Below are 260 nucleotides of genomic sequence, written 5' to 3'. Positions count from 1 at the left end.
CGAGGAAGCCTTGGACTGGGGCGGCGCGGAAAACCTGGCATACGCCACGCTGGTTGATGAAGGCATTCCGGTACGTCTGTCGGGTGAGGATACCGGTCGCGGAACCTTCTTCCATCGTCACGCGGTAGTCCATAACCAGGCGAACGGCTCAACCTATACCCCTCTGCACCACGTGCACAGCGGACAGGGTCAGTTCAAGGTGTGGGACTCCGTGCTGTCAGAAGAGGCGGTACTGGCCTTTGAATATGGTTATGCCACCG

Annotated in this window: 1 protein-coding gene; it reads left to right on the top strand. The window is 59.2% G+C overall.

Annotated features, from left to right (window positions below; translation table 11 throughout):
• Positions 1 to 260 (top strand): hypothetical protein (locus SB756_RS31685; RefSeq protein WP_410913447.1); only part of this gene is annotated, 260 nt, incomplete at both ends.

Source organism: Pseudomonas sp. SIMBA_068 (genome assembly GCF_046534705.1).
GTDB lineage: Bacteria > Pseudomonadota > Gammaproteobacteria > Pseudomonadales > Pseudomonadaceae > Aquipseudomonas > Aquipseudomonas putida.
This window is presented reverse-complemented; position numbering and strand designations above follow the sequence as displayed.